Source organism: Mycobacterium sp. IS-836 (assembly GCF_001954275.1).
In the GTDB taxonomy this organism is placed as follows: domain Bacteria; phylum Actinomycetota; class Actinomycetes; order Mycobacteriales; family Mycobacteriaceae; genus Mycobacterium.
In genome coordinates, this window is the sequence record NZ_MBEU01000017.1 from 30,759 (window position 1) to 56,902 (window position 26,144).

General features: G+C 67.3%; 28 protein-coding genes and 1 tRNA gene. 16 read left to right on the forward strand and 13 right to left on the reverse strand.

Going from position 1 to position 26,144, the window contains the following annotated elements:
• The first annotated feature begins 75 nt into the window (after nucleotides 1-75).
• From steA to xerD, 5 genes are all read left to right on the forward strand, one after another.
• Nucleotides 76-1,257: a putative cytokinetic ring protein SteA gene (gene steA, locus A5747_RS07465; RefSeq protein WP_076123017.1), complete on the forward strand. Its 1,182-nt coding sequence runs from the start codon at nucleotides 76-78 to the stop codon at nucleotides 1,255-1,257.
• A gap of 12 nt (nucleotides 1,258-1,269) precedes the next feature.
• Complete coding sequence (locus A5747_RS07470; protein ID WP_076123018.1) at nucleotides 1,270-2,214, forward strand: copper transporter; 945 nt, start codon at nucleotides 1,270-1,272, stop codon at nucleotides 2,212-2,214.
• A 143-nt stretch (nucleotides 2,215-2,357) separates the two neighbouring features.
• A complete protein-coding gene (locus tag A5747_RS07475; RefSeq protein ID WP_076123019.1) occupies nucleotides 2,358-4,109 on the forward strand; it encodes a CTP synthase in 1,752 nt (583 codons plus the stop codon).
• On the forward strand, nucleotides 4,102-4,725 hold the full coding sequence (locus tag A5747_RS07480) for an NUDIX hydrolase (protein ID WP_076123020.1): 624 nt from the start codon (nucleotides 4,102-4,104) through the stop codon (nucleotides 4,723-4,725). The genes A5747_RS07475 and A5747_RS07480 overlap by 8 nt, the downstream gene beginning before the upstream one ends.
• Entirely contained in the window at nucleotides 4,722-5,663 is a 942-nt protein-coding gene (gene xerD, locus A5747_RS07485; protein WP_076123021.1) for a site-specific tyrosine recombinase XerD, read from the forward strand. Before A5747_RS07480 ends, xerD begins: the two co-directional genes overlap by 4 nt.
• A gap of 11 nt (nucleotides 5,664-5,674) precedes the next feature.
• Here the strand turns inward: xerD and A5747_RS07490 are convergent, their stop codons facing one another.
• A complete protein-coding gene (locus A5747_RS07490; RefSeq protein WP_076123022.1) occupies nucleotides 5,675-6,427 on the reverse strand; it encodes an O-methyltransferase in 753 nt (250 codons plus the stop codon).
• A gap of 201 nt (nucleotides 6,428-6,628) precedes the next feature.
• Here A5747_RS07490 and A5747_RS07495 point away from each other — a divergent pair, with 201 nt between their 5' ends.
• The 6 genes from A5747_RS07495 to der are packed head-to-tail and all read left to right on the forward strand — an operon-like array spanning nucleotide 6,629 to nucleotide 11,835.
• The gene (locus tag A5747_RS07495) at nucleotides 6,629-7,492 is read left to right on the forward strand and encodes a ParA family protein (RefSeq protein WP_076062162.1); all 864 of its coding nucleotides are present in this window, start codon (nucleotides 6,629-6,631) and stop codon (nucleotides 7,490-7,492) included.
• The gene (locus A5747_RS07500) at nucleotides 7,489-8,316 is read left to right on the forward strand and encodes a segregation/condensation protein A (protein ID WP_076123023.1); all 828 of its coding nucleotides are present in this window, start codon (nucleotides 7,489-7,491) and stop codon (nucleotides 8,314-8,316) included. Before A5747_RS07495 ends, A5747_RS07500 begins: the two co-directional genes overlap by 4 nt.
• Nucleotides 8,317-9,012 carry an SMC-Scp complex subunit ScpB gene (gene scpB / locus A5747_RS07505; RefSeq protein ID WP_076123024.1) on the forward strand — a complete coding sequence of 232 codons (696 nt, stop codon included), beginning with the start codon at nucleotides 8,317-8,319 and terminating at the stop codon, nucleotides 9,010-9,012.
• Complete coding sequence (locus tag A5747_RS07510; RefSeq protein WP_076123025.1) at nucleotides 9,012-9,764, forward strand: pseudouridine synthase; 753 nt, start codon at nucleotides 9,012-9,014, stop codon at nucleotides 9,762-9,764. The genes scpB and A5747_RS07510 overlap by 1 nt, the downstream gene beginning before the upstream one ends.
• Nucleotides 9,761-10,447, forward strand: coding sequence for a (d)CMP kinase (gene cmk / locus A5747_RS07515; RefSeq protein WP_076123026.1), 687 nt, complete (start codon nucleotides 9,761-9,763; stop codon nucleotides 10,445-10,447). The genes A5747_RS07510 and cmk overlap by 4 nt, the downstream gene beginning before the upstream one ends.
• Nucleotides 10,444-11,835, forward strand: coding sequence for a ribosome biogenesis GTPase Der (der, locus tag A5747_RS07520; RefSeq protein ID WP_076123027.1), 1,392 nt, complete (start codon nucleotides 10,444-10,446; stop codon nucleotides 11,833-11,835). The genes cmk and der overlap by 4 nt, the downstream gene beginning before the upstream one ends.
• Nucleotides 11,836-11,977: 142 nt before the next feature.
• On the opposite strand, the gene A5747_RS07525 is transcribed toward der, so the two are convergent.
• Nucleotides 11,978-12,607: a sensor domain-containing protein gene (locus A5747_RS07525; RefSeq protein ID WP_076123028.1), complete on the reverse strand. Its 630-nt coding sequence runs from the start codon at nucleotides 12,605-12,607 to the stop codon at nucleotides 11,978-11,980.
• Nucleotides 12,608-12,941: 334 nt separating this feature from the next.
• Nucleotides 12,942-13,583: a sensor domain-containing protein gene (locus tag A5747_RS07530; protein ID WP_158070257.1), complete on the reverse strand. Its 642-nt coding sequence runs from the start codon at nucleotides 13,581-13,583 to the stop codon at nucleotides 12,942-12,944.
• Between the two features lie 485 nt (nucleotides 13,584-14,068).
• On the opposite strand from A5747_RS07530, the gene A5747_RS07535 reads away from it, so the two are divergent.
• Nucleotides 14,069-14,142: transfer RNA gene (locus tag A5747_RS07535), tRNA-Pro, on the forward strand.
• A 40-nt stretch (nucleotides 14,143-14,182) separates the two neighbouring features.
• On the opposite strand, the gene A5747_RS07540 is transcribed toward A5747_RS07535, so the two are convergent.
• Nucleotides 14,183-14,995: a nickel-binding protein gene (locus A5747_RS07540; protein ID WP_158070258.1), complete on the reverse strand. Its 813-nt coding sequence runs from the start codon at nucleotides 14,993-14,995 to the stop codon at nucleotides 14,183-14,185.
• Between the two features lie 422 nt (nucleotides 14,996-15,417).
• Between A5747_RS07540 and A5747_RS25220 the strand changes: the two genes are divergently transcribed.
• Both A5747_RS25220 and A5747_RS07545 read left to right on the forward strand, forming a co-directional pair.
• Nucleotides 15,418-15,576: a hypothetical protein gene (locus A5747_RS25220; protein WP_175611172.1), complete on the forward strand. Its 159-nt coding sequence runs from the start codon at nucleotides 15,418-15,420 to the stop codon at nucleotides 15,574-15,576.
• On the forward strand, nucleotides 15,569-16,048 hold the full coding sequence (locus A5747_RS07545; RefSeq protein ID WP_076123031.1) for a pyridoxamine 5'-phosphate oxidase family protein: 480 nt from the start codon (nucleotides 15,569-15,571) through the stop codon (nucleotides 16,046-16,048). Before A5747_RS25220 ends, A5747_RS07545 begins: the two co-directional genes overlap by 8 nt.
• A gap of 215 nt (nucleotides 16,049-16,263) precedes the next feature.
• Here the strand turns inward: A5747_RS07545 and A5747_RS07550 are convergent, their stop codons facing one another.
• The gene (locus tag A5747_RS07550; RefSeq protein ID WP_076123032.1) at nucleotides 16,264-17,283 is read right to left on the reverse strand and encodes a TIGR03617 family F420-dependent LLM class oxidoreductase; all 1,020 of its coding nucleotides are present in this window, start codon (nucleotides 17,281-17,283) and stop codon (nucleotides 16,264-16,266) included.
• A gap of 93 nt (nucleotides 17,284-17,376) precedes the next feature.
• On the opposite strand from A5747_RS07550, the gene A5747_RS07555 reads away from it, so the two are divergent.
• On the forward strand, nucleotides 17,377-17,700 hold the full coding sequence (locus A5747_RS07555; protein ID WP_076123033.1) for an STAS domain-containing protein: 324 nt from the start codon (nucleotides 17,377-17,379) through the stop codon (nucleotides 17,698-17,700).
• Here A5747_RS07555 and A5747_RS07560 read toward each other — a convergent pair.
• From A5747_RS07560 to A5747_RS07585, 6 genes are all read right to left on the reverse strand, one after another.
• The gene (locus tag A5747_RS07560; protein ID WP_076123034.1) at nucleotides 17,697-18,584 is read right to left on the reverse strand and encodes a hypothetical protein; all 888 of its coding nucleotides are present in this window, start codon (nucleotides 18,582-18,584) and stop codon (nucleotides 17,697-17,699) included. The genes A5747_RS07555 and A5747_RS07560 overlap by 4 nt on opposite strands.
• Before the next feature lie 5 nt (nucleotides 18,585-18,589).
• Nucleotides 18,590-19,210, reverse strand: a complete 621-nt coding sequence (locus A5747_RS07565) for a TIGR03085 family metal-binding protein (RefSeq protein WP_076123035.1) — start codon at nucleotides 19,208-19,210, stop codon at nucleotides 18,590-18,592.
• 39 nt (nucleotides 19,211-19,249) lie between these two features.
• The gene (locus A5747_RS07570) at nucleotides 19,250-19,924 is read right to left on the reverse strand and encodes a hypothetical protein (protein WP_076123036.1); all 675 of its coding nucleotides are present in this window, start codon (nucleotides 19,922-19,924) and stop codon (nucleotides 19,250-19,252) included.
• A gap of 51 nt (nucleotides 19,925-19,975) precedes the next feature.
• Nucleotides 19,976-21,796 (reverse strand): serine/threonine protein kinase PknE, encoded by a 1,821-nt coding sequence (locus A5747_RS07575; protein WP_076123037.1) that lies wholly within the window; start codon nucleotides 21,794-21,796, stop codon nucleotides 19,976-19,978.
• A gap of 96 nt (nucleotides 21,797-21,892) precedes the next feature.
• On the reverse strand, nucleotides 21,893-22,192 hold the full coding sequence (locus tag A5747_RS07580) for a hypothetical protein (protein WP_369805029.1): 300 nt from the start codon (nucleotides 22,190-22,192) through the stop codon (nucleotides 21,893-21,895).
• Between the two features lie 192 nt (nucleotides 22,193-22,384).
• On the reverse strand, nucleotides 22,385-23,698 hold the full coding sequence (locus tag A5747_RS07585; protein WP_076123038.1) for a PPE domain-containing protein: 1,314 nt from the start codon (nucleotides 23,696-23,698) through the stop codon (nucleotides 22,385-22,387).
• Nucleotides 23,699-23,942: 244 nt separating this feature from the next.
• On the opposite strand from A5747_RS07585, the gene A5747_RS07590 reads away from it, so the two are divergent.
• A complete protein-coding gene (locus A5747_RS07590) occupies nucleotides 23,943-24,419 on the forward strand; it encodes a polyketide cyclase (protein WP_076123039.1) in 477 nt (158 codons plus the stop codon).
• On the opposite strand, the gene A5747_RS07595 is transcribed toward A5747_RS07590, so the two are convergent.
• Entirely contained in the window at nucleotides 24,416-24,856 is a 441-nt protein-coding gene (locus A5747_RS07595) for a flavin reductase family protein (RefSeq protein ID WP_369805030.1), read from the reverse strand. The genes A5747_RS07590 and A5747_RS07595 overlap by 4 nt on opposite strands.
• A 55-nt stretch (nucleotides 24,857-24,911) precedes the next feature.
• Complete coding sequence (locus A5747_RS07600) at nucleotides 24,912-26,060, reverse strand: FAD-dependent oxidoreductase (RefSeq protein WP_076123041.1); 1,149 nt, start codon at nucleotides 26,058-26,060, stop codon at nucleotides 24,912-24,914.
• Nucleotides 26,061-26,144 lie beyond the last annotated feature (84 nt).

Here is a 26,144-nt window from a genome sequence, read left to right on the forward strand (position 1 = left end):
TCTAGATAACTTCTGAGGCTGATGTTACGGCGCGCCTCCTCGCCTCGGCCGCGCTTCACCGACAGAATCGCCCCCATGAAGATGTCAGGCCTGCTAACTCGTAATGCCTCCCGACCGGGCCTTACCGGCACCGCGCGGGTTGACCGCAATATCGACCGACTGCTGCGCAGGGTCTGTCCCGGCGACATCGTGGTGCTCGACGTCCTGGATCTGGACCGCATCACCGCGGACGCCCTCGTTGAGGCCGACATCGCGGCCGTCGTCAACGCATCCCCGTCCGTCTCGGGCCGCTATCCCAACATGGGCCCCGAGGTGCTGGTCAACAACGGGGTGACGCTGATCGACGAGACCGGACCCGACATCTTCAAGAAGGTCAAGGACGGGGCCAAGATTCGGCTGTACGAAGGCGGCGTTTACGCCGGCGACCGCAGGCTGATCCGCGGCACCGAGCGCACCGACCATGACATCGCCGACCTGATGCGGGAGGCCAAGAGCGGGCTGGCCGCCCACCTGGAGGCGTTCGCAGGCAACACAATTGAGTTCATCAAGAGCGAGAGTCCGCTGTTGATCGACGGCATCGGCATCCCCGATATCGACGTGGACCTGCGTCGCCGGCACGTGGTGATCGTCGCCGACGAGCCGAGCGCCGAGGATGACCTGCGATCTCTCAAACCGTTCATCAAGGAGTACCAGCCGGTGCTCATCGGCGTCGGTAGCGGCGCAGATGTGTTGCGCAAGGCGGGATATCGGCCGCAGATCATCGTCGGCGACCCCGAGCAGATCAGCACCGACGCGCTAAAGTGCGGCGCCCATGTGGTGTTGCCCGCCGACGCCGACGGGCATGCGCCCGGCCTGGAACGGATTCAGGATCTCGGTGTCGGGGCGATGACGTTTCCGGCCGCGGGCTCGGCTGTCGATCTGGCGCTGCTGCTCGCCGATCATCATGGCGCGTCGCTGCTCGTGACGGCCGGCCACACCGCCAACATCGAGACGTTCTTCGATCGCACCCGCACGCAAAGCAACCCGTCGACGTTCCTGACCCGACTTCGGGTGGGGGAGAAGGTGGTGGACGCCAAGGCGGTTTCCACGCTGTACCGCAGCCACATCTCGGCGGGCGCCATCGCGCTCTTGGCGCTGACGATGCTGATCGCCGTCATCGTCGCCCTGTGGGTCTCGCGCACCGACGGCGTGGTGCTGCATTGGATCACCGACTACTGGAACCACTTCACTCTCACCGTGCAGAGGTGGGTGGCCTAGAACGGTGCGCACATGATCTCGTTACGCCAACATGCATTCTCGCTGGCCGCGGTCTTCCTGGCGTTGGCCGTGGGAGTCGTGCTGGGTTCGGGATTTCTGTCCGACACTCTGCTGTCCAGCCTGCGTGACGAGAAGCGCGACCTGTTCACACAGATCGGCGGGCTCAACGACCAAAAGAATGTGCTGAACGAGAAGCTCAGTGCCGCAAACAATTTCGACACCCAGCTGGGCGGCCGGATAGTGCACGACGCGCTCGGCGGCAAGTCGGTGGTCGTCTTCCGCACCCCCGACGCGCGAGATGACGACGTCGCCGCGGTGTCGAAGATCGTCGGCCAGGCCGGCGGTACGGTCGCCGGCACGGTGTCGCTGACCCAGGAATTCGTCGACGCCAACTCCGCGGAGAAGCTCCGCACGGTGGTCAACTCGTCGGTCCTGCCCGCCGGCCAGCAGCTGAGCACCAAGCTCGTCGACCAGGGCTCGCAGGCTGGCGACCTGTTGGGCATCGCGTTGTTGGTCAACACCAATCCGGCCATCCCACCGGTGGACGACGCGCAGCGGGACACCGTGCTGGCGTCGCTGCGCGACACCGGCTTCATCACGTATCAGCCCAGCGATCACCTGGGCGCCGGGACTGCCGCCCTCGTCGTGACCGGCGGCGGGCTGCCGCAGGACGCCGGCAATCAGGGCGTCAGCGTCGCCCGGTTCGCCACCGCGCTGGCGCCACACGGCGCCGGCACGCTGCTGGCCGGGCGGGACGGGTCCGCGACGGGCGGCGCCGCGGTCGCGGTGGCCCGAGCCGATGCCGCCATGGTTTCGGCGATCAGCACCGTCGATGACGTCGATACCGCGCCCGGGCGCATCACCGCGATCCTGGGCCTGCATGACCTGATCAACGGCGGCCACGTCGGGCAGTACGGCACCGGTCACGGGGCGACGTCGATCACCGTGCCCCAGTAGTCACTCAGCAGCCGCTCCGCACGCCGGGCGTGTTCCCCGCGGCGCGGCACGGTGGATGTTAGGGTGGATTTCCGTGGGTCGGCAGGCCCAGCTGGTTAAGACTAGAAAAGTCGAAGCCCTGCCCGTCTTCACGGAGGTCGCCAGTGCGAAAGCACCCGCAAACCGCCACCAAGCACCTCTTCGTCAGCGGTGGCGTCGCTTCGTCACTCGGCAAGGGGCTCACCGCGAGCAGCCTGGGCCAGCTGCTCACCGCGCGCGGGTTGCACGTGACGATGCAAAAGCTCGACCCGTACCTCAATGTCGACCCGGGCACGATGAACCCGTTCCAGCACGGCGAGGTCTTCGTGACCGAGGACGGGGCCGAGACCGACCTCGACGTCGGCCATTACGAGCGCTTCCTGGACCGCGACCTGTCCGGCTCAGCGAATGTTACTACCGGGCAAGTGTATTCGACCGTCATCGCCAAGGAACGGCGCGGTGAATATCTCGGTGACACCGTGCAGGTCATCCCGCACATCACCGACGAGATCAAGCGGCGGATCATGGCGATGGCCGAACCGGACGCCGACGGCAACCGCCCGGACGTCGTGATCACCGAAATCGGTGGCACCGTGGGCGATATCGAGTCGCAGCCCTTCCTGGAGGCGGCCCGCCAGGTCCGGCACGACCTGGGGCGGGAGAACGTCTTCTTCCTGCATGTGTCGCTGGTGCCGTATCTCGCGCCGTCGGGTGAACTCAAGACCAAGCCGACCCAGCACTCGGTGGCCGCGCTGCGCAGCATCGGTATCACCCCGGACGCGCTGATCCTGCGCTGCGACCGCGACGTCCCCGAAGCCCTGAAGAACAAGATCGCGTTGATGTGTGACGTCGACATCGACGGCGTCATCTCCACCCCGGACGCGCCGTCGATCTACGACATCCCGAAGGTGTTGCACCGTGAGGAACTCGACGCCTTCGTGGTGCGCCGGCTCAACCTGCCGTTCCGCGACGTCGACTGGACCGAATGGGACGACCTGCTGCGCAGGGTGCACGAGCCACACGAGACGGTGCGAATTGCGTTGGTAGGAAAGTATGTCGAGCTGTCCGACGCCTACCTGTCGGTCACCGAGGCGCTGCGCGCGGGCGGGTTCAAGCACCACGCAAAGGTCGAGATGGTTTGGGTGGCTTCCGACGGGTGTGAGAGCGCCGCGGGTGCCGCGGCGGCGTTGGGGGACGTGCACGGTGTGCTGATTCCTGGCGGGTTCGGCATCCGAGGCATCGAGGGCAAGATCGGCGCCATCCAACACGCCCGCTCGCGCGGTTTGCCGGTGCTGGGGCTGTGCCTCGGCCTGCAGTGCATCGTGATCGAAGCCGCCCGCTCCGTCGGTCTCACCGAGGCCAACTCGGCCGAATTCGAGGCGGGCACACCGGATCCCGTCATCTCCACGATGGCCGACCAGGAACAGATCGTGGCCGGCGAGGCCGACCTCGGCGGCACGATGCGGCTGGGCGCGTATCCCGCGGTGCTGGAGCCGGATTCCATTGTGGCCCAAGCGTATGGGACGACAGAGGTATCCGAGCGACACCGGCACCGCTACGAGGTCAACAACGCCTACCGCGACCGGATCGCCGAAAGCGGTTTGCGTTTCTCAGGCACCTCACCAGACGGGCACCTGGTGGAGTTCGTCGAATACCCACGCGACATCCACCCGTTCGTCGTCGGCACCCAGGCCCACCCCGAACTGAAGAGCCGGCCCACCCGGCCACACCCGTTGTTCGTCGCATTCGTCGGGGCGGCCATCGACTACCAGAAGGGCGAGCAGCTGCCGGTGGAAATCCCCGAGCATACGTCCAACGGCGATCAGCAACTAGACAGCACACGGCGGCCGTTACCCGAGCCGGCGACCCGTGGCTGAGCACGTTTTCGAAACGGCGTCATCCGAAACGCTGCACACCGGAAAGATTTTCGCGCTGCGCCGCGACCAGGTGCGCATGCCCGGCGGCAAGGTGGTCACCCGCGACGTCGTCGAGCACTTCGGCGCGGTCGCCGTTTTGGCGATGGACGACGACGGCAACGTCCCCCTGGTGTATCAGTACCGGCATGCGTTCGGCAGGCGGCTGTGGGAGCTGCCCGCCGGGCTCCTCGACATCGACGGCGAGGCGGCGCATTTGACCGCCGCGAGGGAGCTGCAGGAGGAGGCCGGCCTGCGGGCCGACACCTGGCGGGTGCTCGTGGATCTCGATTCGACGCCCGGATTCAGCGACGAGTCGGTGCGGGTCTATCTGGCCACCGGGCTGAGCGAGGTGGACCGGCCCGAGGCGCACGACGAAGAAGCCGACATGACGTTGCAGTGGTATCCGCTCGCTGAGGCCGCCCGCAAGGTGCTCAGCGGTGAGATCGTCAATGCCATTGCCGTGGCGGGGATTTTGGCCGCCCAGGCGGTGACCAACGGCTTCGCGGACCCGCGTCCGCTGGACAGTCCCTGGATCGACAAGCCGAGCGCGTTCGCCGCGCGAAAGGCCCGGGGATGACGGCGCCGGCGCTGGAGAGTCAAATGCAGGGCTACCTCGATCACCTGACGATCGAGCGGGGCGTGGCGCCCAACACGCTCAGCTCCTATCGACGCGACCTGCGCCGGTACTCAAAACACCTGTCGGACCGAGGAATTCACGATCTGGCAAAAGTCGGCGAGGACGACGTCAGCGAGTTCCTGGTGGCGCTGCGGCGCGGCGACCCCGATTCCGGGACGGCGGCGCTGTCCGCGGTGTCGGCCGCGCGGGCGCTGATCGCGGTGCGCGGTTTGCATCGCTTCGCCGCCGCCGAAGGGCTGGCCGAGCTCGACGTGGCGCGGGCGGTCCGGCCGCCGACGCCGGGCCGCCGGCTGCCGAAAAGCCTGACCATCGATCAGGTGCTGGCGCTGCTCGAGGCCGCCGGCGGCGAGAGCCCGGCCGACGGTCCGCTGACGCTGCGCAACCGCGCGCTGCTGGAGCTGTTGTACTCCACCGGATCACGGATCTCCGAAGCCGTCGGCCTCGACGTCGACGACATCGACACCCAGGCCAGGTCGGTGTTGTTGCGCGGCAAGGGCGGCAAGCAGCGGTTGGTGCCGGTCGGGCGTCCCGCCGTGCAGGCGCTGGACGCCTACCTGGTGCGGGGGCGCCCTGAGCTGGCTCGCCGCGGCCGGGGGACGGCGGCCATTTTCCTCAACGTGCGCGGCGGCCGGCTGTCGCGGCAGAGCGCATGGCAGGTGCTGCAGGACGCGGCCGAGCGCGCCGGGATCACCTCGGGTGTGTCGCCGCACATGCTGCGGCATTCCTTCGCCACCCATCTGCTCGAGGGCGGCGCCGACGTTCGCGTGGTGCAGGAGCTGCTCGGCCACGCCTCGGTGACGACGACACAGATCTACACGCTGGTCACCGTGCACGCGCTGCGCGAGGTGTGGGCCGGCGCGCACCCGCGCGCGCAATAACCCGCGCGGATTTAGGCCAGGAGCTCCGATTCCAGCACCAGGTCGGAGACCATGGACTGGTATTCGAGGTGCGCCTTGTGCTCGACGGTGTTCCACTGCGTGCCCTGCCGCTGGCGCATGTACTCGCGGTATTTCGGTGCGCCCGGCACTCTGACGTTGTCGGCGACCACGATCGAGCCCGGATGCAGCCAGCCCCGGTCCAGGATGCTCTTCAGGTCGTTCAGGTAGGCGTTCTTGTCGTGGTCGAGGAAGACGAAATCGAGTGCGCCAGAAGCGAATCCATATTCGTTGGCCAGCCTGTCGAGGGTGCGCCGGCCGTCGCCGATGGTGCCGACGACACAGGTGACCCGGTCGGCGACGCCGGCGTGTTCCCAGATCTGGCGGGCGTTGATGGCGTTGGCCTCGGCGAGTTCGACGGAGTACACCCGGGCGCTGGGTGCGGCCCTGGCGATCCGCAGCGCCCCGTAGCCGCAGTAGGTGCCCAGCTCCAGCGCGAGCGCGGCATTGGCGCGACGCACGGCGGCGTCCAGCAGCAGCCCCTTCTCGTCGCCGACGTTGATCAGCATCGACTTCTCGTAGGCGAACTTGTCGATGGTCGCCAGCACGTCGTCGATGTCGCCGGCCCGTGCGTTCTTCAGGACGTACTCCACCGCGGCGGCCTCGCGGCCGTCACCGATCTGGCCCGTGGTGGTGATGTTGCGCGTCCCGGCGGCCATTCGCCAGACCGACCATCGCAGCAGCGGTATGCGTCGCTTGAGATCCATGGGGATCCACGATAGTGGCGCCCGCCCGATGGCCGGCCAATGTTGCTGGTGTGACTAGTGTTAACGCTGCGCGCTATTGTGCCCATTACCAGGGATATTCGGCCATATTCGCTGGTTATATCGCCCGCGGGTCGCCCGGTTTCTGCGCGCCAACCCATTAGACTCTGCTGCGATGTTCACCTCCCGAACACTCGACCGGCGATGACCGATCCGTCCGACAGCGATATCGCTATCGGCCTGACCGGGCGTCCGCCGCGGTCGATCCCGGAGCCGCAGCCGCGCACCTCGCACGGCCCGGCCAAGGTCGTCGCGATGTGCAACCAGAAGGGCGGTGTCGGGAAAACCACGTCGACGATCAACCTGGGCGCCGCGCTCGCCGAGTACGGCAGGCGGGTGCTGCTGGTCGACATGGATCCGCAGGGCGCGCTGTCGGCGGGGCTCGGCGTCCCGCACTACGAGCTGGAAAAGACCATTCACAACGTGCTGGTGGAGCCGCGGGTGTCGATCGACGACGTGCTGCTGTCCACCCGGATCAAGCACATGGACCTGGTGCCCAGCAATATCGACCTGTCGGCGGCCGAGATCCAGCTCGTCAACGAGGTGGGCCGCGAGCAGACTCTGGGCCGGGCGCTGCATCCGGTGCTGGACCGCTACGACTATGTGCTGATCGACTGCCAGCCGTCGCTGGGGCTGCTCACCGTCAACGGCCTGGCCTGTTCGGATGGCGTGGTGATCCCCACCGAGTGCGAGTTCTTCTCGCTGCGCGGGCTGGCCTTGCTAACCGATACCGTCGACAAGGTGCGCGACCGACTCAACCCCAAGCTGGAAATCAGCGGCATCCTGCTCACCCGCTACGACCCGCGTACCGTCAACGCGCGCGAGGTGATGGCCCGCGTCGTCGAGCGATTCGGCGACCTGGTGTTCGACACGGTGATCACCCGCACCGTGCGGTTCCCGGAAACGAGCGTGGCGGGCGAACCCATCACCACCTGGGCGCCGAAGTCGACGGGCGCCCAGGCCTACCGCGCCCTGGCCCGCGAGTTCATCGACCGATTTGGCGCGTGAACGACACCGCAAATGGTGAGGCGCCACCGCAGAACGGCTACGCGGCTGGTTTCCAAGTCCGCCTGACCAACTTCGAGGGGCCGTTCGATCTGCTGCTGCAGCTGATCTTCGCCCACCGGCTCGACGTGACCGAGGTGGCGCTGCATCAGGTCACCGATGACTTCATCGCCTACACCCGGGCGATCGGTTCGCAGCTGGAGCTGGAGGAGACGACGGCCTTCCTGGTGGTTGCCGCGACGCTCCTCGATCTCAAGGCGGCCCGGCTGCTGCCGGCCGGACAGATCGACGACGAAGAGGACCTGGCGCTGCTGGAAGTCCGCGACCTGCTGTTCGCCCGGCTGCTGCAGTACCGCGCGTTCAAGCACGTTGCGGAGATGTTCGCCGAGCTGGAGGCCACCGCGCTGCGCAGCTATCCGCGGGCGGTGTCGCTGGAGGACCGGTTCACCGAACTGCTGCCCGAGGTGATGCTCGGCGTCGATGCCGAGCGGTTCGCCGAGATCGCCGCCGTCGCGTTCACCCCGCGGCCGGTGCCGACGGTGGCCACCGAGCACCTGCACGAGCTGCAAATCTCGGTGCCCGAGCAGGCGCAAAAACTGCTGAGCATGCTCGAGGCGCGGGGCACTGGTCACTGGGCGACGTTTTCCGAGCTGGTCGCCGACTGTCAGGCGCCGATGGAGGTGGTGGGGCGCTTCCTGGCGCTCCTCGAACTGTATCGGTCCCGGGCGGTAGCATTCGACCAGTCAGAGCCGCTTGGCGTGCTCCAGATTTCATGGACCGGCGAACGTCCGGCCGGCGAAGCCCTGGTGGAAGTGCGGGACGAATAGGTGACTGAAGAGCTGCCCGAGATCGACCTCGGCTACGGCATCCCCGAGATAGCCGAGGCGGCGCCGATGGACGCCGAGGAACTCGGCTCCGTGCTGGAGGCGCTGCTGCTGGTCGTCGACACCCCTGTCACCGTCGAGGCGCTGGCCGCCGCCACCCAGCAGCCCGTCTACCGCATCGCCGCGAAGCTGCAGCAGATGGCCGACGAATTGACCGAGCGCGAGAGCGGCATCGACTTGCGGAAAACCAGCGAGGGCTGGCGGATGTACACCCGGGCGCGCTACGCGCCCTACGTGGAGAAGCTGCTGCTGGACGGCGCCCGCTCCAAACTCACCCGGGCCGCGCTGGAGACGCTGGCCGTGGTGGCGTATCGCCAGCCCGTCACGCGGGCGCGGGTGAGCGCGGTGCGCGGCGTGAATGTCGACGCCGTCATGCGCACCCTGCTGGCGCGCGGCCTGATCACCGAGGCGGGCGTCGACGACGACACCGGCGCGACGACGTTCGCCACCACCGAGCTCTTCCTGGAACGCCTCGGGCTGACGTCGCTGGCCGACCTTCCCGATATCGCGCCGCTGCTGCCGGATGTGGACACCATCGAGGACCTCAGCGAATCACTGGACAGCGAGCCACGTTTCATCAAGCTCGCGGGCGGACAGGCACCCGAGCAGTCACTGTCATTCGACGTGGATCGGGATTGATGGTCCAGCCGGAGGAGCCCCGGGGAACGCGTCTACAAAAAGTGTTGTCCCAGGCCGGGGTCGCGTCGCGGCGGGCCGCGGAGAAGTTGATCATCGACGGGCGGGTCGAGGTGGACGGGCAGGTGGTGACCGAGTTGGGCACCCGGGTCGACCCTGACGTTTCGGTGATTCGCGTCGACGGTGCCCGGGTGGTCCTCGACGACTCGATGGTGTACCTGGCGCTGAACAAGCCGCGCGGCATGCACTCGACGATGTCCGACGATCGCGGCCGGCCCTGCATCGGCGACCTGGTCGAGCGCAAGGTGCGCGGCACCAAGAATCTCTTTCACGTCGGGCGGTTGGACGCCGACACCGAGGGGCTGATCCTGCTCACCAACGACGGCGAGCTGGCGCACCGGTTGATGCATCCGTCCCACGAGGTGCCCAAGACGTACCTGGCGACGGTGACGGGTTCGGTCCCGCGCGGGCTCGGCAAGAGGCTGCGCGCCGGCATCGAATTGGAGGACGGCGTCGCACGCGTCGACGATTTCGGCGTGGTGGACGCCATCCCGGGAAAGTCGTTGGTGCGGTTGACGTTACACGAAGGCCGGAACCGCATTGTGCGCCGGCTGTTGGGGGCCGCGGGCTTCCCGGTGGAATCGTTGGTGCGCACCGATATCGGCGCGGTGTCGCTGGGCAAGCAGCGCCCGGGCAGCATCCGCGCTTTGCGGCTCGACGAGATCGGGCAACTGTACAAAGCGGTGGGCCTGTGAGCGCGGACGTCGTCGTCGCGATCGACGGGCCCGCAGGAACCGGAAAATCCTCGGTGTCAAGGAGATTGGCCCGCGCGTTGGGTGCGCGCTATCTGGATACCGGCGCGATGTATCGAATCGTGACGCTGGCGGTGCTGCGCGCCGGGGTCGAGCCGACGGATGCCGACGCCGTCGGAGAGATCGCCTCTCAGGTGCAGTTGTCGGTGAGCTACGACCCCGAAAGCATCACGTGTTACCTTGACGGAGAAGATGTTTCGACCGAAATCCGCGGTGACGAGGTAACCGGAGCGGTTTCGGCGGTGTCGTCGGTTCCCGCGGTGCGCACCCGGCTCGTCGAGCTGCAGCGGGCCATGGCCGGCGGTCCGGGCAACGTCGTCGTCGAGGGCCGAGACATCGGGACGGTGGTGTTGCCCGACGCGCCGGTGAAGATCTTCCTGACCGCCTCGGCCGAAACCCGCGCCCGGCGCCGCAACGACCAGAACGTCGCGGCGGGCCTGGCCGACGACTACGAGGGTGTTTTGGCGGACGTCCGGCGCCGCGATCACCTGGATTCCACCCGGGCGGTGTCGCCGCTGCGCGCCGCCCCGGATGCGCTGATCGTCGACACCAGCGACATGACCGAGGCGCAGGTGATCGCGCATCTGCTGGAGTTGGTCAAGCAGCGAAGCGGGGCAGTGCGGTGACCCAGGACGGCACCTGGACCGACGAAAGCGATTGGGAGTTCGTCGAATCCGGCGTCGAGGAAGGCGGCCCCGCGCCGGTCGTCGCGGTGGTGGGCCGCCCCAACGTCGGGAAGTCGACCCTGGTGAACCGGATCCTGGGCCGGCGCGAAGCGGTGGTGCAGGACGTCCCCGGCGTCACGCGGGACCGGGTGTCCTACGACGCGCTGTGGACCGGACGCCGGTTCGTCGTGCAGGACACCGGCGGGTGGGAGCCCGACGCCAAGGGCCTGCAGCAGCTGGTGGCCGAGCAGGCGTCGGTGGCCATGCGTACCGCCGACGCGGTGATCTTGGTGGTCGACTCGCTCGTCGGCGCCACCGCGGCCGACGAGGCCGCCGCCCGCATCCTGCTGCGCTCCGGTAAGCCGGTGTTCCTGGCCGCCAACAAAGTTGACAGCGAGAAGGCCGAGGCCGACGCGGCGGCGTTGTGGTCGCTCGGGCTGGGGGAGCCGCACGCGATCAGCGCGATGCACGGTCGTGGCGTCGCCGATCTGCTCGACGAGGTGCTCGCCGCGCTGCCCGAGGTATCCGGAGCGGCACCTGCGGCGGGCGGTCCCCGGCGGGTGGCGCTGGTCGGCAAGCCCAACGTGGGTAAGAGCTCGTTGCTGAACAAGCTTGCGGGCGACCAGCGTTCGGTGGTGCATGAGGTCGCCGGGACGACGGTGGATCCGGTGGACTCGCTGATCGAGTTGGGCGGCAAGGTGTGGCGGTTCGTCGACACCGCGGGCTTGCGGCGCAAGGTCGGCCAGGCCCGCGGGCATGAGTTTTACGCCTCGGTGCGCACCCACTCGGCGATCGATGCCGCCGAGGTAGTGATCGTGTTGGTCGATGCGTCGGGCCCGCTGACCGAACAGGATCTGCGGGTGCTGTCCATGGTCATCGAAGCCGGGCGGGCTTTGGTCCTGGCGTTCAATAAATGGGATCTGGTCGACGAGGATCGGCGCGAGTTGCTGGAGCGCGAGATCGATCGCGAGCTGGTGCAGCTGCGCTGGGCGCAGCGGGTCAACATCTCCGCCAAGACGGGCCGGGCGGTGCAAAAGTTGGTGCCCGCGATGGAAGCCGCGCTGGCGTCGTGGGACACCAGGATCGCCACCGGCCCGCTGAACACGTGGATCAAGGAGGTGGTGGCGGCCACGCCGCCCCCGGTCCGCGGCGGCAAGCAGCCCCGCATCCTGTTCGCCACCCAGGCCACCGCGCGCCCGCCGACGTTCGTGCTGTTCACCACGGGTTTTCTCGAGGCCGGGTATCGACGGTTCCTGGAACGGCGGCTGCGTGAGACGTTCGGGTTCGAGGGCAGCCCGGTCCGCATCAACGTGCGGGTGCGCGAAAAGCGGGGCGGCAAGCGCCGCTGAGCTCTAGGACCAATCGGGCCGAAAGTCTCGATCAAAAGCGATGCCGGCTGGGCAGGTTGGGCATCAACACGACGCCGGAACGCCCTGAGCTGATCATCGGGCCGCCCCGGGTGTCCATTTCAACCCTCTGACGTTACGACGCCTATGAGCTTCGGGCGTCGATTTTCTTGTCGACAGCGTTCACGAACTGTGGCACCGCCGATCCCGACACGTTTCGTCCGCAGAGATCAAGGTCCATGACGACGTTGTTCCGGGCGCTGAGGGCGCGCTGGCAGTTCCAGCCCTGAGCCTCTTGAACCAAGTCCATCGCGAGGATGCCGCCGGTCCGCGACACCGACCCCGTCTTCCAGAACACGTTGCGGGGATCATCCATATTGACGTTTCGGGTGTTCAGGTCGCGATCGGCGCACCTCTGCCAGTCCGTCGCGGCATTGCCAACAAAGTTGTTCGCAGACGGCGCGTCCGGGAAGGACACGACCGCTTGAATCACCCGCCATCCCTTGGCGGGAGCATCGCCAAGTTCCTGCGTCCGAACTGCAGTCCAACCGGTCTGCCCATACGCCTTCTGCTCTGCCGCTTTCAACACACCGACGCAGTCCTCGTCGACGATGGGTGTGTCGGCCATTTTGTCTTGAACCGCTTCGCCGGACATCGATTCGGCGCCCATAGCATGGGCGGCTTCCTCCGCAGTCAGCAGAACATCCGGGAGTGCGGAGGCGGCCAGGGGCCCGCCGCCCGAGTGGGCCGGCCGGTACACGATGACGGCGACCAACAGTCCGACCGTCAGGGCCGCGGCGGCGCTCGTCAGCCACCACCACTTGGCGATCGACTCACCTAAACGGCCTGGGGTCGCCGCCTGGTTCGGCCAGGAGCCAGGGCCGGGCCGAGGCAGGTGTCCGGGGGCGCTCTGGTAACCGAACGGTGGCGCATATCCCGGGCTTGCCGGTGGCGAGGGTGGGGGACCGCTGTAGGCCGGGGCACCGGAAGTGCCCTCTTGCCTGCCTCCCGGGCCGCTGTCCCGGTCGCCCGGAACGCTCATGCCTTACCTCCTGGGCGCATCGAAGCGGTGCTGGTCATGGCGGGCCGCGCGCGGCCGTCGCGGCTGTTCACGAGGTGGGGATCCGGGAGGCGACTTTGTTGACGAGTTCGGGGGCTTGACCGCTGCCGCCGTAGTCGCACACCCTCATGTCGATCACAATGTTGCTGCGCGGCATCAAGGCGCGCTGGCAACCCCATCCGGTCCCGCCGGTCTTGTCCCAGGAGACCAGCAGCGTGTTGTCGACGACCCGAGGGTCGCCGACGGCGATGGTTCCGCCCTCGTGGCGGTTCACCAAGACCTCGGTTCGAGCGCAGTGATCCCATTTCCTCGTCAGGTCCTCGAAGACGGCGCCGGCGTCTTTGGCAGTCGGGAAGGCGACCAGCGACTGCAGGGTCAACTTCACGTACACGTCACCCTGTCCGTGGAGTTCGGCCGACTGCGCGTCGATGAAGCGGGTGTCGCGATAGACCTGCGCCATGCCCGGAGCCCAGATGCCGGCACATTCGGGCGGGTCGGCGGTATCCATGAATAGGCCGTTGTTGCTCTGGTAGAGCGTCATTCCCTGCACGTGCAGGATGTCGCCGGCCTCGGCAGGGCTCAACAGAAGATTCTTCAGATCTTCCGGGTGGACCAACCCCGGTGTCGTGGGCACCGACAGCCCGGGCGGCTCACGGTGTGATGACGCCGCCGCCGATGGACCCGAGGTCATCACACGGCTCATGAGGATAACGCCCAACACGGCCGAGGTGACCGTCAGAATGGCCGTCGTGAGGATCAACCATCGTTTGGCGCCAGAGGGTGGGGCTGGCCGCGGGCTTGGAGGCCACGGAGGCGGCGCGCCGGCCGCGGCCGGCTGGTAGCCGCTCCATGCAATCGGCTGTCCCGGCGCATACGGAGCGCCGGGTGGGCCGACGCGGTAGCCGCCCGGCGGGGGCGGGGCATTGCCCTGATTCGCCGGCGGTTCACTACTGCCACGCGCCGGGCCGTTCGCCATCATTGCGGTCGTCCCCCGAAGTTTCTGAGCGAGCACAGCAGCCCGCCTGCGATCGTGAGCAGGATTCTAGATGGCAACGGGGATTGGAGTTTGCGGTTTGTCCGCCTGCAGGTTCGCCGGGTTGGTCGGAGGCCGCTTCGCTGTGTTCCGGGGTGTCTGCGGTAGGCTTTCGACCTGCTGCCGGCCATTCGGGCGGCATCCGGGCTGTGGCGCAGTTTGGTAGCGCACTTGACTGGGGGTCAAGTGGTCGCAGGTTCAAATCCTGTCAGCCCGACGAGCTACTCAACATCATGCCGACCGTCGCTGCGGCTTTCCTAATTTGGCCAAGCCACCGCGTGTGTCAGGACGGGCTGCTCGAAGCCTTTGAGGCTGACTTCGCCGAGATTTTGGAACGAGAGCTTTTTTCCTTCGCAGAGTTCGGCGACGACATTTGAAACCAGGATTTCTTCGGGCCGCGCGTGGGCGCACAGCCGAGCGGCGAGCTGGACTGTGCAACCAAAAAGGTCGTCATGATGTTCGACCGGTTCTCCAGCCGCAATGCCGACCCGCAATCGGAACGCGTTCGCCTCGTTTTCTTCGCCGTGTTTCCTAATCTCCTGTTGAATCCGAGTCGCGCATTTGACCGCAGCGGCGGCGGACGTGAATGAGGCCATGATGCCGTCGCCCAAATGCTTGATTTCATTGCCGCCCATCTCGGCGAGCTCCCGGCGGACGATGGAATCGTGCGCGTCGAGCACCTGCATAGCGGCTTCGTCGCCCATCTTCCGAGTCAGCGAAGTGGACCCGACAATGTCGGTAAACAGGATTGTCCTAATCGCGGGGTCTCGTGCACCTTGCAGCATGACCGCGCCGCTCGCATCCAGTTCGCTGCCGCCCATGAACAGATCGGCGACGCCCGGTTCGACTTGAATGATTTTTTCCGCTACCAGGCCGTGGGCTTCGCGATGGACCGCTTCGGCGGCTTCGGCGCTGGGTCCGTGACAAAGGCAAAACACCTTCCCGGCTTTTTCGTTAACCCAATACTTGTGATAGCTGACGCCGTACTTTTCCTGGACGGCAAGGTCCTGGGCGTGGGCCTTGGCCAAATCTGCCCGCGTGATGCCGCCTGGAAGGTCGTGAATGTCCATGTAATACGGCATAAACAATCTTACGACGCCTTCGCCCCGCCAACCCCCCTCCGCGGGGCCAACTGCGGTCCTCGCTGGGGCGTCACCGCCCAGCCGGAGATCCTTTGCGCTGAGCGAACGATTACAAAAGCCATTGCAAGACAACCAAACTCGGGCGATGCCCGAGCGGGGGTCAAGTGATAGCAGGTCGACTCCCGTCAGCCCGACACACGTGGGGTTTTCATTGCTCACCAGCCCCAAAGATGGCGCTACACCGGTGATAATGCTGAAGTGGTGGTTTGGTGATACGGAGTCGACGATGCCGCGCGACCCGGCAGCAGGCCGTCCGCGGGCGACGGAACCGGGCGCCGATCGCATGTGGGATCGGGTGAGGCGTGCCCCTTAAGCGTGTTGACGAATTGAAGCCTGGAGACAGGATCCGCATGAAGATCGGGCACGCCACCGTCAGGGAGGTCGAATCTCTCGACGACGACCGCACCCTGCTTACCTTTGCCTATGGCACGAAGGGCGCCGCGGACAACGATCTCACCGTGGATGTCCTCGACGATGACGAGTGGGGTTGGGAGGAAGACCATGAGTGAGTTGGCTCGGGAACTCGGCCACGCCGGCGCCCAGCAGCTGCTTGCCGGTTCCATGGCCCGGCTCGCCTACAACGGACACGACGGCTTCCCGCGAGTCATCCCCGTCGGGTTCTACTGGACGGGCGAACGCATTGTCGTCTCCACGGCACCGACCTCCCCGAAAGTCCGCGCGCTTTCATCCCGCCCGCAAGTCGCGCTGACGATCGACACCGGCTCGACTCCAGAAGAGGCGAAGGCGCTCTTGGTGCGGGGCCTCGCCACACTCGAAACCGTCGACGGCGTCACCGACGAATACCTCGCGGCGGCGAGGACGTCAATGAACGAATCCGATCTTGCCGAGTTCGAAAACAACGTGCGATCGACATACAAGCAGATGGTGCGCATCTCGATCGAGCCGCTGTGGGCGCGGTTCTATGACTTTGGCGCTGGTCGGTTACCCGGTTTTCTCGCGGACCTCGTCAACGACGGTTAGCGTCTTGCTCGTCGTAATGGCGGGGGCGCTGCTTCTTCTGAACGTTGTGGAAAAGTGCCGTTGCCACGAGGGCCAGCAACACAACCGCAGGACCCACCCCGACGCCATAGCTAAACAATCCGTCCATTTTCCCCTCCTGACTGTCGCCAGGGTAATAGCGCACCGGCTACGCCGTCCCGCAATTGGCGAAGATCACAGGCAGGGGATCGAAGCAGTCAGAACCGGGTCGATATGCGCCGCGCGACCTCGCCGTATCGCTCGAAGCGCTCGGGATCGGCGAGGGCGTTGTACAGGACGATGCGGGTGGCGATTCCTGCGTACTTGTCGATCAGCGCGTCGGCCAGGCCGTCCCACGTCGACTCGGTGGCGAAGGTGGCAATGTGGTCGTCGCTGATCTGTGCCGCCATGCCCTTGAAGTCGCCGGCCTTCTGCTTCTCGCGGATCCGCGCGGTCGTTCCCTCGAATCCGGCCTCGTCCATGATGAACGCGTAGTTGGGTGTGCTTGCGTAGAAGCTGAGGCTGGCCCGCACGAGTTCACGTTCGGTGTGGCGTGCCTCTTCGGTGTCGCCGACGATCGTGATAACCGGCACGATGACCGCGATGTCCGACGGTGTGCGCCCCGAATTGGCCGCCCCCGCAGCGATGTTCGGCGTCGCATGGCGCGCGAGATATCCGGGCTCGCCGAGCGGATGGATGTGCACACCGTCGGCCACCTCGCCCGCCATGCGCAGCATCCACGGGTTCACCGCGGCGATGTCGACTTTGGGATCGGGCGCGTCGATGGGTCCCGGGCTCCACTGCGGAGTGATGAAGTCCAGCTCGTAGAAGTCCCCGTGGTGGTCCAGTGTCGCCGACCGGAAGGCGGTGAAGCACGCTTTGACGGCGAGGACGTAGTCGCGCAGGCGCGGGCCGGGGCGATCGAAGGGCATCCCGTAGCGGCGCACCACGTGCCTGCGGACCTGCGTGCCGAGACCCAGCCGGAACTTGCCGTTGGTCGCCTCCTGGAGTTCCCACGCGGTCGCCGCCGTCACGAACGGGCTGCGCGGAAAGGCCACCGCAACGCCGGTCGAAAGTTCGAGACCGGGCGCGGCCTGAGAGGCAACCGCGGCGTTGAGATACGCGGTACGCCCCGTTTCGGTGAACAGAAGACCGGAGAACCCCGAGGCCTGCGTGCGTCGGGCAATGTCGGCGATCTGCCCCAACGGCTGCGGAACGGCCATCACATCGACCTGCATCGTCGAAAGGTACCTCCTTGCGATCGCGGGTGTGCCCGCGCACTATTCACTCCACCGCGACACGCTGGTTGACGTGCATGCGAGGATCACCTGATGGCCCCCCCGCTCACCCTGAACATCGAGCGTGGCCCCGATGGGACGCCGCGGCTGATTGCGACGGGCGAGATCGATCTCAGCAACATCAGTCAGTTCATCCATGCGCTCGACGCCGCCAGCGCGGGGACTCGCAACCCAATCACCGTCGATCTCAGCACAATCAAGTACCTCGACAGCAGGGCCATCAACGCGCTATTCGATCAAGCCGACAAGGTCGACGGCCTGCACGTCATCGTGCATCCCTTGCTGCTTCGTGTCCTGACCATCAGCGGTCTCAACAAGGTTGCGACCGTCGAAGCCGCGCCCGCACCCTCGCCCTAGGCCAAATTTGCGCTGCCGTCGTGCAATTCGTCGCGCTGCAGATTCATCGGAGTGACGGCGGGGACGTCGCCGCCCGCTATCGCCGCCCGGGCGATCGGGGTGAGCGCCCGAAACAGGGTCTCCACCTCGTCGTCGCTCAGGGCATCCAGCGCCGACAGCGCGAGCGCGTCGGTGCTCGATTCGATGTGGTCCTTCAGCTGCCGGCCCGCCGCGGTCAGTGAGCCGTCGCCGTCGAGCAGGCCCCGCTCGGCGAGCCGCTGCTCCTGCTGGCGCCACGCGTCCTCGTCGTAGTCGCGGGTGCGGGCGATGTACTCACGGGGGACTTTGCCCGCCGCGGCGTGCAACACGTTGGATTCCCGACCGGAGATGCCCGCCGCGGCCAGTACGGCCACATGGCCGTCGCCGCGCTGCTCGCGCAACAGCGTCGTCGCGTGCCATAGCGCGGCCAGCGGATCGTCGGGCCACGGCAGCGCCAGGTTCGCGGCGAACAGCGGCCGCCCGTCGAAAGGGGCCTGCCGGGCCGCCTTTGCCGCCAATTCGGCTGCGGTGCGGACGTTTTCGTCGGCGGTGATGCCGTAGCGGCTCAGCGCCGCAACCGCGGATTCCTGCCGGGCGTGCAGCGCGGCTTCCGGACCCGCGATCTCCCATGCCGCCGGCAGGGCCTTGGCGACGCGCTCCGGCGCGAAGTTGTAGAAGGTCGCGGTCACCACCTCCGTCGGTACGATTCCCAGCGGCGCGGACCGGGCGGCGAAGTAGCCCATCCAGAAGCCGCGGTAACCCAGGCCATCCAGCGCCGCCCGCGCCTCGGGCGCGAAGTACGTCACCGCGTGCACGGGCTCGAATCGGTCGTAAAAGCGTCGGGCAAGCCGCGGTTCTCTGGGCATGGCGGCTACAACCCCTTGGGCGCGTCGCGAACCGCTTGGACCGCGGGCGCATCGCCCGCGAAGTCGACTCGGGCCTGGCGCCCGACGGCGAACAGCAACAGCTCCTCTGGCGCGCCGGTGACCGTGACGGCCGGGCCCCGCCCGGCGGTCAGCACCGTCTTGCCCTCCGGGGTGCGCAATGCGACGCGGCCGGGGACCTTCGCCAGCGTCAGGCGTGCCATCAGCGGCAGGGTGCGACGCAGTTTGGAGGCCAGCGCTGGGTCGAGCGGCCGCGGCTCCCAGCCCGGCTGCGCGCGCCGCACATCCTCGTGGTGGATGAACATCTCCGCGACGTTGGCGACCGGATCGAGCAGTTTGAGCGGCGAGTAGACGGGCGGGCCGGATGCGACCTTGTCCAGCAGCTCATCCCAGCCGCTGCGTTGGACCACGTCCTTTTGCACCTTGTCGGTGCGGGCGGCGAAGAGCGGGATGACAATGCCGGGCGCGGCGTCGAGGCGGTATTCGCGAATCACCAGGTGGGCCGCGAGGTCCCGGGTGGTCCAGCCTTCGCACAGGGTGGGCGCCTCGGGCCCGACGCTGCGCATGGTTTCGACGAGGGCGGCACGTTCGCGCTGAGCAACCGACACCCTGTCAGCCTAGAGGCTGGCCTGATCGGCGGAAGCGCCTCAGCGGTCCTTTGTGACGACGGCCGAATTGTGGTTGGGGGCCCAGGCGCGCTCGAACGTCGCGATCGGTACCCGCTCGTCGCGGCCGGTGTCGATCCCGCTGTCGTTGAGGTGCACCACACCGGCCTTGGTGTCGATGCCGGTTACCACCACAAAATGGTTGGCCCAGTCGCGCCTGCCCGGTCGGTTCCATATGGTTTCGGCGTTGAGGATCACGACGACCTTGCGCCTATCGGCCAAATCCTGCTCCAGCGCGTTGATAGTGGTCTGGATGTTCTCGGCCCTGATCCAGTAGTGCCAGAACAACGCCGGCAAGTCTCGGATGTCGGTGTTGCCGGAGGGCCTCCAGATCGGCCCGGGACCCGCTGTGCTGGGGGCGGTTTCGGCCACCGCCGTGATCCGCTGCTCGGTCGGTTCGCGGGCGGTGATCTGGCCGACCGCGTCGGCCACCGCCATCTCCGCGCAGTCCGAGGAGTGTTGCTTGTGCCAATAGGGCGCGGCCGCACCGGGGTCGCCGTACGTCCCCAGCTCGTAGTCGGCGTCGGGGACGGACATGCCGGTTTCGGCGCGCGCCGCGCCGGCCGATGCGACCCACGACACGGAGACCGCCCCACACACCAGAGCAACGACGAGGCACGCGGCCGTCGCGAGCGTGGCCCTCGTGGTGCGCGCCATGCAGGGATCATCGACGGAGAACAGGCCAAAACGCCGCAGCGACTCGCGGGATTACCCGATGAGCTTGGTGAGCCAGGTCGCGTCCTGATAGTTGATCGCCTTGGTGCCGTCCCACACGAACGGGGTGCCCGTGGCGTTGAACCCGGCCAGCGTCGTGTCCCCGGCCCCGGCCTTCGCTTTGGCGGTGGCGATGTCCTCGCCCGACTTGATGCAGTTGATCACGCTCGGGTCGACGCCGACGGTTTTGGCCAGCTGGGCCAGTTCGCCGTCGGTGCGATCCTGCGCGGCGTTCTCGGCGGGCTGAAAGTTGCTCGCGAAAAGCCCGGTGTAGAAGGCGCTGTAGAGCTTCGGATCATTTTGCGCGGCAACGCAATACGTCGCCGCCACCGCCCGGGTCGAGTAGTCCTTGCTGTGCGACCTGTCGTCGAGGAAGTTGAGCAGGTGATAGCGCACCGCGAGCTTCTTGTTGTTCACCGCGCTGTCGATATCGCCCGCATTCGACCGGATGAAGCTGCCGCATGGCGGACAGATGGGCTCGTTGAAGATGTCGATCGTCGTCGATGCCGCCGAGCTGCCGACAAACACGCCGTCGTCGAGCACTCGCAACTCGACGGCGTCGGCCGGCTGCGGCGGGGGCGTCGGCGCGGGCGGGGACGCCTTCCGCCACGGAAGGGCGACAACGAGGACGACGCCGACGACCGCCACCGCGACGACGGCGGCGACGCCGACCCAGAGCCAGGGCTTATAGCTGCGCTGCGGCGGCTGGCCCCACGGCGGGGCACCCGCGCCCAAATCGCCTGGCGCCCAGGCGGGAGCGCCGCCCCATCCCGTCGGCTGTGGCACCGGTCCGCCGGGACCGACCGGTGAGCCCGTGGGCGAAGCCCAGCCCGCGCCCGGTGTCGGTGGCGTCGGCGGTGCGTGGGTTGCGACAGCGGGCGGCGACGGAGCGACACCGCCGGGGGGTTGGCCGGCGAACGCGGCGGGCCGCCCGGCCAGTTGGCTTCGCTGCAGGATGTCGGTGGCGCGATCCTGATCGGGTGTGGCCAGCGCCGCGTACGCGGCCGCCGACAGATCACCGCAGGTGGCATAGCGGTCCGCGGGCTCTTTGGCCATGCCGCAGGCGATCACGCTGTCGAAGGCGACCGGAATGCTCGGCCGCGCCGCACTGGGCCGCGGGATGGCCTGATTCAGGTGGGCACCCATCACGCTGATCTGGTCGCCCCGATACGGCGGCGATCCGGTCAGGCACTCATACAGCACACACGTCAACGCATAGATGTCGGCCCGGTAGGTCACGTCGGAATCGGTGAAGCGCTCCGGCGCCATGTATTTGAAGGTGCCCACCGTGGTGCCGAACTGCGTCAGCTTCTCGTCGGAGGTGGCGCTGGCGATCCCGAAATCGACGAGGTAGGCGAAGTCATCGGCGCTCACCAGAATGTTCTCCGGCTTCACGTCGCGATGCAGCACTCCGGCGGCATGCGCGGCGTCGAGCGCCGAGCCGATTTGGCGCACGATCGCCACCGCCCGCGGCGGGGACAGCGGCCCGTACCGACTCAACATGGTCGCCACGTCCATGCCGTCGATCAGCCGCATGTCCACGTAGAGCTGCCCATCGATCTCGCCGAAATCGTGGATCGGCACGACGTGGGGCTCCTGCAGCCGGCCCGCGGTCCGGGCCTCGCGCTGCATCCGTGAGCGAAACACCGGATCGCTGGACAGGGTCGGTGACATCAGCTTCAGCGCCACGATCCGCTCCCGCACCGTGTCCTCGGCCTCGTAGACGTCGCCCATGCCGCCGCGACCGACCAGCCGGCGCAGCCGATACGGCCCGAACTCCGAACCCTCCCGCGAATCCGCGGTCGTGTCACTCATCGCCGACTCCTCACCCGCGGTGGCGTGCCAGGCATAAGGCTAATGGTTTGGGCAACCGCGGGGCACGGTGAATGAGGAGAATGCCAGCGTGCCGGATTAGCGGTGTTCTTCGCCGCCGGTTCTGCGTTCGCTGAGGCCTTCCCGGGACAGGGCCCGGACAAATCCGTAGGCGTGCATGCCGGCGGGGCCCGGATTTTGGGTGATCCAGTCGTTGATCTTTCCCAGCGCGTTCGCCAGGTCATCGCGGCGGACCCGGACGAGGTAGGTCTTTCTGTCGTCGTTCGGATCGTCAGTGGCTTCAGCCACGGCGACGGGGTGCCGGAACGCATACGCAATCCCGTGCACCGAGTCATGATTGAGCGCCCAGTGAAGTTCGCTGGGCCGCAGTCGATTCACCGCCAGATTGCGGAAATCCTGCTCGTCGTTAGCACTGCTCACGCCGATGGTCCTCCTGTAGAGCTCCCGGGAGAATTTCGGCGACGTGGACTGAAGGTGATGTCGCGCATGCGATTCGATGAAAGCTTCACCCCGGACCCCCTCATCATAGGAAGGTCCGCGGTTCGTCGCCTGTCGAGCGCGTCCGGCCGGTCAGCGGCCGAGGAGGCGTCGCTTCAGCTCGAGGAATTCTTCTTCGGTCAGCACTCCCGAGTCGCGGAGCTCGGCCAGCTCCCGCAGCTCGGCGGCGATTCCCTTCACGACGCCGCCTCGTTCGAGCGACTCCGTGCCACTGGCAGCTGTTTTGGCGCGTTCCCGGCGCCCCGTGCCGAGGGCGCCACTGAGGGCTCGGCTGGCCGTCGCCCCGACGGCCATGTCGCCCAGCGGGCTTCCGGTGCCAATGGTCAGCGCGGCGTCGGGCGCGGCGCCGGCGCTGGTCGTCGGCAACCCGAGCGCGGCGGGCCGCACCGCCGGGGCGGCCTCGGCGGTCCATCCGGCGGGCACCGACAGTGCGCCGATCTTGTTCGCCCCACCCAGGGACGCCGACGCCGCCGTCGTCCCTCCGCCGAGGTTGGTGATCACGGGGAACGGCGTCGGCGGCACGGGTGCGTTGCCCGGCCAGGCCTGGATGCCGGCCCAGCCACTGACGATCTCGTCGGTGTGGGTACCGGTCAGGGCACTCACAGTATCGAAGGGCAAGGCCACCGTGCCGACGGCAAGCCCCGCCGCGCCGATTTCCGGGTCGACAAAGATTGAGCTCAGGCTGCCCAGCAGGCTGATCACGTCAAACAGCGACAGCGGGGGGTCGGCCGCGGCCGGGGCGGCGAGGCCCGTCAGCGCGTTGGGCACCGCGGCCAGCGAAGAGACGGTGCTCTGCACGTTCCCGGCTGCGGTGCCGGTGCTCTGGCCGACGGCGGCGGCCTGGTCGGCCAGCCCAGTCGGTCGAGTGGTCTGCGGCGGTTGGGTGAACGGCGACAGCGTGGTCGCGGACGCCGACGAAAACGCGTAGGCGTACATCGCCGCGGCATCCTGGGCCCACATTTCGGCGTACTCGGCCTCGGTGGTCGCGATGGCAGGGGTGTTCTGCCCGAAGAGGTTCGTGGCCACCAGCATTGCGAGCAAACTGCGGTTGGTCGCGATGGCCGGCGGGGGCACCGTGTCCGCAAACGCGGTCTCGTAGGCGGCGGCCGCCATCTTGGCCTGGACGGAGGTCTGCTCGGCCTGCGCGGCGGTCGCGTCAATCCAGGCCGCGCTGGTGGCGGCGGCGGCCGCCATCGAGGCGGCGGAGGGGCCCAGCCACGGGCCGGCGATCAATCCGGCCATCACCGATTGATACGCGCCGGCCGCGGAACGCAGTTCGGCGGCCAGCGTGTCCCAAGCGGCGGCGGCGGCCAGCATGGGGCCAGACCCAGCACCGGCATACATCCGCCCGGAATTGATTTCCGGTGGCAATGCCGCGAAGTCCATCGCTACACACCCTCCCGCAGGTCGCGCCGAAGCGGCCCTGCGCCGCCGTGTCCTGCCCCGTTCTTGCTACGTTAATCGCCAGTTAATGCGACTTTTCCAGCGCCAACGGTATACCCAATGCGGCAGGCCCGATCGCAAATCGCCGCGGCCGCAAGGCATCGGCCTGGCGCAAAAATCTTTTCGAGATCCCCCGGCGAATGGCCGTAAAGTAATTGGATCTCATCTTCGGGGGTTGCGAGGAATCATGGCCGAACGCATCGAGACCCAACGCCTCATCCCGGCCCCGGCGCCCGACATCTTCGCGCTGCTGTGTGACCCGCAGGGGCATGTCGCGATCGACTCATCGGGGATGCTCCAGGACGCCGAAGGCGACCCGGTAGGGGCGGTCGGCGACACCTTCGTCGTCCACATGGACCGCGAAGCGCTGAACGACTTTCCGCAGTTCGGCAAATACGACGTCACCGTCAGCATCACCGAGTTCGAGCGGGATCAGCTAATCGCGTGGACCGTGCTGGGCCAGATCAAGCCACCCATCGGCCACGTCTACGGCTACCGCCTCCAGCCGGCCGACGACGGGACGGGCACGGTGGTCACCGCGTTTTACGACTGGTCGAACATCGATCAGAAGTGGCGCGACGCAGGAATCTTCCCGGTGTTGTCCGAGGGCGCGTTACGGGCGACGCTGGGCATTCTGGATCGCACCGTGCGCCGCGGTTATTAGGCCTCGTGGCCCGGCGGCAGGTGCTGAACGTCGCCGAACGACACCCAACGCTCGAGTTCGTGCGGCGGGCTGCCGTCTACCGGTTGCAGCAGGTGCCCGACGTGGTCGCCCAGGGAAAAACGATCGAGGATCTCGCCGACGAACCAGGCGGCCGCATCGTCGAGGATGGGCATCTGAGCGGGACCGTGATGCCAGGAACAGCGGTCGAACTTGTCGACCTTGTCACCCGTTTGGCTGCCGAACAGTTCGACGACGTCGAGGTGCTCGCGGTCGAACAGGTGCACCGCCAGGTGGGTGGCCTCGGCGGCCACGCGGAACGTGTGGTTCTGCGTTGACAGGCCGACCAGAAATCGGGGCGGATGGATGCTGGCCTGACTGGCGAAGCCCACCAGGCATCCGGCAGCGACGCCACCGGCCTGCGTGGTGACGACGAACATCGGATAGTTCAGCAGCGCAACCAATTTCTCGAATGCTTGCGTCCCAACCACTCGCTCAGTGTTCCCGTTCGGACCGCAGTGGAATCGCATGGTTGTTTTCGCGCACCCCGCGGTACATGCCCCAGCGAACGATCCACGGCATCACCACCCGATCGACCGACCATGACGGGAAGCGGAATGCATTGCCGGTGGGGAAGAAAACCTCTAACCCGTTGGGCTGGATGCCGAACAGTGATCCCCAACGCCGCCCCGGCGTGCGGAAGGTGCGCAGCTTTCGACCGGCGAACTCGGCGCGGATGTTGTGGGCCACTAGGGCATCCCCGCGATTGCGGGCGGAGCTGCGCAGCGGATCGGTGGCGGCGACGTCGCCGACCGCGAAGACGCCGCGATGACCGGGCACGCGCAGGTCGGGCGTCACTCGCACGAAGCCGTGTTCGTCCAGCAGGTCCGCCGGCAGCCAATCGGTATTGGGTTGCACCCGGCCTATCGCCCACAGCACCGCGTCGGCGCGAGCCGGGGGTTGTCCGGTGCTCCAGCTGACCGGTTCTCCGGTGATCTCGTCGCCCTCGAAGCCGTCCGGGATCACGGCGCGGTGCCCGGGATGCACCCCCACGCCGAGGTCGGTCAGCCTGCCTCGGATGCGCTGCCAAATCCCCGGGTGGTACGCGACCAACGCGCGCTCTCCAGGGAAATAGAGGTCAATCCGCTTGGCGGGCCACGTGGTTGCCATGTTGGCGGCGCTGCTGACCGCGGCCGCGCCGCCGCCCACGATGATCACCGAGTTGGCCGCCGCCAGCCGATCGTGTGCGGCGCGCAGGCCGGCGCCGATCTCAGCGGCCGACTGCAGTGTCGGCTGCCGCCAGAAGCCGTTGGTGACCCCGGTCGAGATGACCAGCGCGTCGTACGCCTCCGTCATGGTGGCGCCGTCGTCGCGCCGCCCATGGACCGTTCGGGCGGCCAGGTCCACGCCGGTCAGCGTCGCGTGAACGGTCCGGACCCCGTCCAGCCGGCGGAATCTGTCGAAGGGAATCCAGTAGTCGCGGGCCCAGTCGTGCGGACGGGCGAGGCGTACGCCGAGTTCCTGGCCGCTCACCAACGCTGGTTTGGCCGAGATTCCGACGACGTCGGCGTGGCCGGCCAGGCGGATCGCGGTCAGCAGACCAACGTCTCCCAATCCCGCTACGACGACGCGTTTACCGTTCACGCCATATCACGTAGGCATCCATGGGAGCCTCCTTACGCGAAGTCGGCAAACTGTAACACGTTCTAGCAAGTGCGCGGCGGGTCA

What these genes read in the sequence shown, in the direction of transcription:
- A5747_RS07470 (WP_076123018.1), top strand. Translation starts at nt 1,270, where the DNA reads ATGATCTCGTTACGCCAACATGCATTCTCGCTGGCCGCGGTCTTCCTG.
- A5747_RS07585 (WP_076123038.1), bottom strand. Translation starts at nt 23,698, where the DNA reads ATGGACTTCGCGGCATTGCCACCGGAAATCAATTCCGGGCGGATGTAT.
- A5747_RS07570 (WP_076123036.1), bottom strand. Translation starts at nt 19,924, where the DNA reads ATGGCGCGCACCACGAGGGCCACGCTCGCGACGGCCGCGTGCCTCGTC.
- A5747_RS07510 (WP_076123025.1), top strand. Translation starts at nt 9,012, where the DNA reads ATGGTCCAGCCGGAGGAGCCCCGGGGAACGCGTCTACAAAAAGTGTTG.
- xerD (WP_076123021.1), top strand. Translation starts at nt 4,722, where the DNA reads ATGACGGCGCCGGCGCTGGAGAGTCAAATGCAGGGCTACCTCGATCAC.
- A5747_RS07540 (WP_158070258.1), bottom strand. Translation starts at nt 14,995, where the DNA reads ATGGACATTCACGACCTTCCAGGCGGCATCACGCGGGCAGATTTGGCC.
- steA (WP_076123017.1), top strand. Translation starts at nt 76, where the DNA reads ATGAAGATGTCAGGCCTGCTAACTCGTAATGCCTCCCGACCGGGCCTT.
- A5747_RS07575 (WP_076123037.1), bottom strand. Translation starts at nt 21,796, where the DNA reads ATGAGTGACACGACCGCGGATTCGCGGGAGGGTTCGGAGTTCGGGCCG.
- A5747_RS07490 (WP_076123022.1), bottom strand. Translation starts at nt 6,427, where the DNA reads ATGGATCTCAAGCGACGCATACCGCTGCTGCGATGGTCGGTCTGGCGA.
- A5747_RS07590 (WP_076123039.1), top strand. Translation starts at nt 23,943, where the DNA reads ATGGCCGAACGCATCGAGACCCAACGCCTCATCCCGGCCCCGGCGCCC.
- A5747_RS07550 (WP_076123032.1), bottom strand. Translation starts at nt 17,283, where the DNA reads ATGCAGGTCGATGTGATGGCCGTTCCGCAGCCGTTGGGGCAGATCGCC.
- A5747_RS07530 (WP_158070257.1), bottom strand. Translation starts at nt 13,583, where the DNA reads ATGACCTCGGGTCCATCGGCGGCGGCGTCATCACACCGTGAGCCGCCC.
- A5747_RS07545 (WP_076123031.1), top strand. Translation starts at nt 15,569, where the DNA reads ATGAGTGAGTTGGCTCGGGAACTCGGCCACGCCGGCGCCCAGCAGCTG.
- A5747_RS07495 (WP_076062162.1), top strand. Translation starts at nt 6,629, where the DNA reads ATGACCGATCCGTCCGACAGCGATATCGCTATCGGCCTGACCGGGCGT.
- A5747_RS07595 (WP_369805030.1), bottom strand. Translation starts at nt 24,856, where the DNA reads ATGTTCGTCGTCACCACGCAGGCCGGTGGCGTCGCTGCCGGATGCCTG.
- A5747_RS07560 (WP_076123034.1), bottom strand. Translation starts at nt 18,584, where the DNA reads ATGCCCAGAGAACCGCGGCTTGCCCGACGCTTTTACGACCGATTCGAG.
- A5747_RS25220 (WP_175611172.1), top strand. Translation starts at nt 15,418, where the DNA reads ATGAAGATCGGGCACGCCACCGTCAGGGAGGTCGAATCTCTCGACGAC.
- A5747_RS07555 (WP_076123033.1), top strand. Translation starts at nt 17,377, where the DNA reads ATGGCCCCCCCGCTCACCCTGAACATCGAGCGTGGCCCCGATGGGACG.